Genomic DNA, 6,000 nt, shown 5'->3' with positions numbered 1-6,000 from the left:
GTGACACTATCCCCAACGTCACCGCTGACACATCACCATCAATGTCGCTGACCAGTCACCGACGATGTCGCGCTACAAGGCCTTATGGTGTCAAAGGTTGAACGCGAGCGCGCTGCTTTGGAAGCCGCTGAAAAGGAGCTGGCAGAGCGGAAGAAGAAGCTCGCGGAACTCGAACAGGAAGAGGCGGAAAAGCAGCTGGCCAGGCTGGTGCGAAAGGTGGGGCAGGATCGTGCAATCCAGCTCCTCGAGCTCGCCGTGAAAGTGAAGCCCAAAGCAGCGGTTGATGCTCTGGCAAAGCTGGCGTGAGACGGGCGTAAGAACAGGGGCGTTTGGGTGCGGATTGCCGCACCCGTGAGGCTCAGTATTCGTCGTCCATCTTCCCGGCTGCGGTGTAGACGATGTCGTCGATCAGATGCAGCGGAAGCTCACCATAGTCCCCTTCCTCGATCAGCAGATATGAGCCGTCTCCGACCCGGACCACGTGCACATCGAAGAAGGTGTGATAGGAGCGCCGTTCTGCCTGCATGATCTTCTCATCGAGTGCGATGATGTCGGTATCGATCTGACGGATCGTGGCGGTGTCAGCTTCATAGGCTTCTGCGGTGTAGCACATCGTTGCCTCCTGCCATTGGCGGCTCGTCCGCCATGCCATGAAGCAGCGCTCCGGATGTGCTCGGGTCACCGGAGCGAAGCGGAGGCTTGACCGCAAACTGGTCGAGTGGTGCGGAAGTCCGCTTGCGGACTTCCCGGTCGGCCTGTTTGTGGTTGACCCGGGCATGTCCGGAGTGCTCATGGCGATGGTGGTGGACGGGCCATTGGCATGAGGCTGAAGTCGGATTTAAACCGCGCCTTGGGAGCGTTGCCACCCTCGCGCAGAGCGCTAGTCCCATGGCATGAGAAAAGGGCACCACGGCTTGAGGCCGGGCACCCTTTTCCCTTGCCGAACGAACGGGAGGCTGTTCGTCGATCGACCTGAAACTGGTTAGCGCTGTGTATTCAGAGACGGGAGCAAGATTGCCATTCAGCGGATGAGCAGTGCTTCACCTGAGAACGCGCTCAGGACGCCCATTCCATTGTTGGAAACTGTTCGCCGCAATCGGTGTATGCAAGGACCGACAGGCTTTCGAAGACGGTCTCGATCTGGGCAGTTCGAAAGGCCTCAGCGGTATGGTGATCGCTAAGCAGGACACGTAGCGCATCCAGCGGGATTTCCCCCTCTGAACCATCGCCCTGCCCCAGTGCCCGCACGACCTTGGCGGCAAGTTCTGATGGCAGCAGGATGTCGCGCGCAAGGGCGATATACTCGGAGACCATGATGGTGATCGGGGAGGGTCCGCCGGGGCAGTGGACACGCAGCGTTCGCCCAAGAAACTGCGCCTCCTCGACAATCGCAATTACCTCGGCTCGCCAGTCAAAGCAGGGGGCAAAGCTTGCGAGGGAAAGAGAGTTCGCGTTGACTTCGAAGTTGAGCGGTGCAGCCGAGAATTCGTGGCTCTCGGTTTCGATGTCGGCATGGCCCGCGTGCAGCCGCCGCATCAAGCTTGCGAGCTCGAGCGCGGAGATTTCCGCAGGTTCAGAATGGAGCCGAGTTGTCTTGTCCTTGACCCTGAAAGTGACGAGCATCTTTGCCTCCTGCTGCTGCTCGCCATCTTGCTTTCCCCCTCCTCTTTTAGGGGTGAGGACCGGATACTGAGCGGGGCCATTCCCACCGATCTCGGGCCGCCCTTTTGCATGTTCCAATCGGCGCTTAGCATCAGGCACCAGCGGGCTTCCTCCATGACGGGCAAGGGGGTTCGATGCCCCCTGAGCCCGTGCTCGCACGAAAGAAGAATGGAAGGCCCCGGTCAGAGCCGGAGCCTTCCATAAAGCGCTCATGCGAGGCTGCGTGAGCCTGGCTTGCGCTGATCACTGATGCGCCGGATGTGGAGCGGCACTCCCGCCTGGCGGAGGCGCTGTGCCAAGTTGGACTGGATGCCGGAACCTTCGCCGACAATCGCCTCGACCGGCCCCAGCTTCACGATGTTCTCATTGCGCAAGAACGGGGCACGGTTGCCGTGACGACGATCGGGCATGAAGAGGATGGTTTGCACCCCGTTCCGCTGTGCCCATGCATTTGCCATGGCATCGACACCCTTGCGCATTCCGGTCGTCCCCAGAACCATCGTTGGGATGCGGGCCTTGATGTCATCGAGGATCTCCCAGATCATCTCGAAATCATGCCAGTCCTGCTGGCCGCCAGAGACGATCACTAGCGGACCATCGGGCTGGAACTGTGCCCGCCGATCTCTCGCCCGAGCGGCAAGGTAATCCTGTGCCTGGACCTGCGAGGCGGTCACACCATTCTTGCTGACCTGCGACCCGCGCGTGGCTGTGAATACCCGGCCTGTTTCGACCCGGTAGACGTCGGCAGCATGGTCCCGCATTGCCTCGAGGGCTTCTCGGCATCCTTGCAGGGTCTGGCAGAGCGCTTGTGTCTCCTCGAGTTCCACGGCGTAGATCTCCGAAGGATCAAAGTGACGAGCGAGCTCACCCAGCTTCTTGGCGGCATCATCTTCGCGCCCCTCGGCCAGACGGGCGGTCATGTGAAACGAGTTGACCATCCCCCAGGCAAGTTGCTGCGCGAACTCCTCCATGCGCGTGTCTTTGAGGACATCGAAGATCGTTCCGATAGCCATCTCCACGGCGCGGCGCGCCATGTCGGGATCGGGCATTTCAGCTGCGATCGGTTCATCGATGATGCTCAGCTTGGCAAGATCGCTGTGCTCGACAAAGGCACCGTCGTAGGATTCGACGATACCGTCACGGCTGTCGGCGAGTTCGATGCGCGCATTGGCGAGATCAGCGAAGCTGTTGAATTTCTGCATGGGTAGCCTCCGATTGTTGAAATCGTCCCCACATCGGGAACGGCCGACAACCCATCGGTTGGGAGGCGTGCAGTCAGGGACGGCGAGCCATGCTCGCCGCCGCCATGGCGGGCGTGGGGGTGCCGATTTTCTGCGCACTTGCCGCAAGCGCAGCGCAGCAGGCACGTGTGTGGAAAATTGGGGGAACCGCGATCCTTGACGAGCGCCGGAGACCGATATGTTTCGGCAGGTGTTCCTGTGTGTGGAAGAGACGTTCCCGCCCCCGAGCAAGAGACGAAGGCAGGACCGGTCAGGCGCCTCGGCGCCGCGCCGGGCCGCCCCTTCGGCCCTGCGCAGGGGTTACAGCGGGAACACCGCCATTCCATTGTGCGCGGATGTGGTGGCAAAGCCGATCGGCCTGAGCAGCCAGCGCTGCTTGATTGCGCTAACTGGCTGCGCGCTTCGTATGAGATGATCCCGAGAGGGATGCAGTTTCGCCGGACTTTTCAACTTGAAGTCGGCCCAGCGACTGTTGTCACGATTCGCCTGATCGTATAAAAGATAAAGCGCTCCCGGCAGGAGCATGACGCCCGTCTCCAAGCCAAGCTGTCGATCAGCACTGCCGCGATATCTCACGATCCCTTGCAGCATGTTGTTCGGGCTTGAGTGCTGGTGGTTGACGGGCGACGCTACATTTCAAGCCGCGGAGAACAATCATGTCGATTGCTAACGTGCGGCCGTCCAGTCTGGCCAATATCAAACGCCTCGCGAACCAGCGCAAAAAGCGAGATGGCATTCCCTACCGACAGGCCCTCAACTCAGCCGCGCAAAGTGCAGGTTTTGAGAACTACGAGCACGCGCGCACTAGGATGTGCGACAAGTCGTTCCAAGTATTCCTGACCGGTTACTGGGAAGACCAGGAGACGTTCGAGCGGGGTCGTGAATCTCTGCCCGTCACCCTATCGCGGCCGCTCTTGGAACTGGTTTCGAAAGCCGAGCTCAAGCTTGTCGGCGGTCTCGCATCCATGCGCGTGGCTGCATCCGACCATCTCGTGAAAGACATGGTCGGGCCAACACGCGAGTATGTTCGCGACAGCTTGTGCAAGGCAGCGCGAGCTCTGCGGTTCATGGAAATGACCGGTCTACGTCCTTGCGACTACCTCGAAGCTAGCCGCGCCATGGCTGATCTCGATGAGGAATTGCCCGGCAACGACCATTCCAGCTATTGGAAGCTGCCGACCAGCGGACAGTTCATACTCATCGACGAGCCCTATTCCGGACCGAGCGTGAGCGATGAACGGGCAGCGTGGGCAAAGCGAAATGATTGGGATCTCGTCGCTGCAGACTGGCCTGGTCTCTACTTTCCGTATCGCTGCACCCTCTTCGTCGCTTCCAAGCGTACTGAGGACTTCGATTTCCATGCCTTGGTGAGGACCATCAACGCACTGCCTGCTCCAGAAACACCAGAGCACTGGGCCGGGTCATCGATGCCCAATCACGACGTCTTTATCTCGCCGCAAGCGGCAACGCCGCAAGACAAGCGCCGTGCAAAGGCAAAGGGCACCATCGTTGCGCGTCCTTCCCGGCAAACGCTCCCCTATCACCGCGACATGATCGGCTACGATCGCAAGCCGAATGGCAGCATGACGCTGGTTCAGCATCAGCTAGCAGGACGTTTGCTGCGTGCGATCTTGCAATCGAACAGCAAGCCCGGAGCGGTGAACTGGCGCGTCGACAAGCTCATGCGCGTACTCGTCGATTGGCTCTACGCCGACGTGCCGCATCAACAACTGAGCGCCCTGGATGACCCCATCGACCTCTATTATGGCGACATGTCTTCAGACGATCCGCTGTTCAGCCGTGCCAACTCGCGTAGCGGTGTGGAAAGCCTCCTGATCGAGCTGAAGGGGCTTCTCGAAGGCGCCTATCCCCAATGCGCTCCTCTGCGGAAGCTTACCGGAAGAATCGACACCGCCTTGAAAATCACGCGATCGGGCGCAGGACGAAAAGCCTGAGAGCGCCGCCGCCAGACAGGGTTGGGTCCGCGCGTGCCGAAACGGCGGCATTTGCCGCGGACAAGCGCGCCGCGACCCAACCCGTCAGCGATCGTCACCCGTATGGGCCGAGACCCTGAAAGGGACTCGGTGGAGCCGGACCGTCGTTGGCTGCCGGACGAAGTCCCGGCGCCAAGGGCGGTTGGCGGAGTAGAGCGCGATCCCGGCCGAAGGCCAGGGGGACGGCAAGCACCTGCTCGTATTTTTCCTGCCCGCCCCCTGTCATCCTTGACACCCTAAGTTCTTATAATGTTCTAAAGCAGCCATGAGCAGCAAACGTCTCGATACCCTGGCCGATCTGGTTCGCCATGGCCTTAACGCGCAGGTAGAATGTCTCGGCTGCCACCGCATTGTGATCGTTCCGGCCGCCAAACTGCGAGACCGATGTTTTGCCAAATCCATCCCGATGAAGCTGGAGATCGTCGCGCGGCACTTGCGCTGCAGCTGCGGTCACCGCGGGACGAAGCTGGACGCCACCGGTGTCCAGCTGTCCCCCCCGTGAAAGGGCTCGGGCGACGCCTGCGCGCCGCCCTGCCGGTCAGATGAACTCGACGTTCTCGGCGATGATCTCGCAGCCATAGCGGTCGTTGCCTTCGGCGTCCTGCCAGCGCGAGTAGTGGATGCGGCCCGTCACGGCGAGCTGGTCACCCTTGGCCTTGTGCTGGCGCAGCGGGAGCCCGAGGCCGTTGAAGACGGTGATCTTGTGGAATTCGGCATCCTTGACCGGGTAGCCGGTTTCCGGATCCTTCTGGACCTTGCCGTCGCGGATAACCGGACGTTCGGTCACGAGGATCAGTTCGGTGATGCGGGTGTCGCTGCGGTCGCGGGCAACGGGATCCTTGGCGAGACGGCCGACGAGGTTGACGATGTTCATTGCAAGAGCCTCCTTGGTGCCGACGGCTCGTCCGCCGGTGCCCTTGTCGAGCCTCGGCGGGAGAGCTGGGACACCGCGCGCTTCCGCGCGCGGGGAACCTCGGAAATCGAGGTGGTGCGGGCAGCCCGGCTTGCCGGGCAACACGGCTCGCATTTCTGCAGGTTGGCCCTAAGCTCGACCAAAGAGGCATGGGCACTGGTCGGCGGACGTGCTGTTGGCAGCGAGGGCT

Annotated in this window: 9 protein-coding genes; 4 read left to right on the top strand and 5 right to left on the bottom strand. The window is 61.1% G+C overall.

The window, feature by feature from the left end; genetic code table 11:
- Nucleotides 1-87 precede the first annotated feature (87 nt).
- Complete coding sequence (locus tag AC1Q5P_RS20575; RefSeq protein WP_148291652.1) at nt 88-306, top strand: hypothetical protein; 219 nt, start codon at nt 88-90, stop codon at nt 304-306.
- Between the two features lie 52 nt (nt 307-358).
- Here the strand turns inward: AC1Q5P_RS20575 and AC1Q5P_RS20570 are convergent, their stop codons facing one another.
- Nucleotides 359-613 carry a hypothetical protein gene (locus tag AC1Q5P_RS20570; protein WP_022675498.1) on the bottom strand — a complete coding sequence of 85 codons (255 nt, stop codon included), beginning with the start codon at nt 611-613 and terminating at the stop codon, nt 359-361.
- A gap of 37 nt (nt 614-650) precedes the next feature.
- On the opposite strand from AC1Q5P_RS20570, the gene AC1Q5P_RS20565 reads away from it, so the two are divergent.
- Nucleotides 651-824, top strand: a complete 174-nt coding sequence (locus AC1Q5P_RS20565) for a hypothetical protein (RefSeq protein ID WP_156135669.1) — start codon at nt 651-653, stop codon at nt 822-824.
- Nucleotides 825-1,056: 232 nt separating this feature from the next.
- On the opposite strand, the gene AC1Q5P_RS20560 is transcribed toward AC1Q5P_RS20565, so the two are convergent.
- The 3 genes from AC1Q5P_RS20560 to AC1Q5P_RS20550 all read right to left on the bottom strand — a co-directional run bounded on the left by AC1Q5P_RS20560 (nt 1,057) and on the right by AC1Q5P_RS20550 (nt 3,494).
- Nucleotides 1,057-1,761 carry a hypothetical protein gene (locus AC1Q5P_RS20560; protein ID WP_492519907.1) on the bottom strand — a complete coding sequence of 235 codons (705 nt, stop codon included), beginning with the start codon at nt 1,759-1,761 and terminating at the stop codon, nt 1,057-1,059.
- A 110-nt stretch (nt 1,762-1,871) separates the two neighbouring features.
- Nucleotides 1,872-2,864, bottom strand: a complete 993-nt coding sequence (locus AC1Q5P_RS20555) for a DUF2493 domain-containing protein (protein ID WP_481135826.1) — start codon at nt 2,862-2,864, stop codon at nt 1,872-1,874.
- A 339-nt stretch (nt 2,865-3,203) separates the two neighbouring features.
- Entirely contained in the window at nt 3,204-3,494 is a 291-nt protein-coding gene (locus AC1Q5P_RS20550; RefSeq protein WP_481135825.1) for a hypothetical protein, read from the bottom strand.
- A 65-nt stretch (nt 3,495-3,559) separates the two neighbouring features.
- On the opposite strand from AC1Q5P_RS20550, the gene AC1Q5P_RS20545 reads away from it, so the two are divergent.
- Together AC1Q5P_RS20545 and AC1Q5P_RS20540 are read left to right on the top strand one after the other, a co-directional pair.
- Nucleotides 3,560-4,858 carry a DUF5623 domain-containing protein gene (locus tag AC1Q5P_RS20545; RefSeq protein WP_481135824.1) on the top strand — a complete coding sequence of 433 codons (1,299 nt, stop codon included), beginning with the start codon at nt 3,560-3,562 and terminating at the stop codon, nt 4,856-4,858.
- Between the two features lie 304 nt (nt 4,859-5,162).
- Complete coding sequence (locus AC1Q5P_RS20540; protein ID WP_371422079.1) at nt 5,163-5,399, top strand: hypothetical protein; 237 nt, start codon at nt 5,163-5,165, stop codon at nt 5,397-5,399.
- Between the two features lie 36 nt (nt 5,400-5,435).
- Here the strand turns inward: AC1Q5P_RS20540 and AC1Q5P_RS20535 are convergent, their stop codons facing one another.
- Nucleotides 5,436-5,771, bottom strand: a complete 336-nt coding sequence (locus AC1Q5P_RS20535) for a single-stranded DNA-binding protein (protein WP_022675505.1) — start codon at nt 5,769-5,771, stop codon at nt 5,436-5,438.
- Between the last annotated feature and the right edge of the window lie 229 nt (nt 5,772-6,000).

The sequence above is a fragment of the Novosphingobium sp. GW835-FHT14H07 genome (genome assembly GCF_058793515.1).
The sequence above is the reverse complement of the archived record's forward strand: the minus strand, read 5'-3'. Positions and strand labels throughout refer to the sequence as shown.

Bases quoted from the DNA above. Each gene is read 5' to 3' on its own strand.
- AC1Q5P_RS20535 (WP_022675505.1), bottom strand. From the start codon at position 5,771: ATGAACATCGTCAACCTCGTCGGCCGTCTCGCCAAGGATCCCGTTGCC.
- AC1Q5P_RS20550 (WP_481135825.1), bottom strand. From the start codon at position 3,494: ATGCTGCAAGGGATCGTGAGATATCGCGGCAGTGCTGATCGACAGCTT.
- AC1Q5P_RS20545 (WP_481135824.1), top strand. From the start codon at position 3,560: ATGTCGATTGCTAACGTGCGGCCGTCCAGTCTGGCCAATATCAAACGC.
- AC1Q5P_RS20570 (WP_022675498.1), bottom strand. From the start codon at position 613: ATGTGCTACACCGCAGAAGCCTATGAAGCTGACACCGCCACGATCCGT.
- AC1Q5P_RS20565 (WP_156135669.1), top strand. From the start codon at position 651: ATGAAGCAGCGCTCCGGATGTGCTCGGGTCACCGGAGCGAAGCGGAGG.
- AC1Q5P_RS20555 (WP_481135826.1), bottom strand. From the start codon at position 2,864: ATGCAGAAATTCAACAGCTTCGCTGATCTCGCCAATGCGCGCATCGAA.
- AC1Q5P_RS20540 (WP_371422079.1), top strand. From the start codon at position 5,163: ATGAGCAGCAAACGTCTCGATACCCTGGCCGATCTGGTTCGCCATGGC.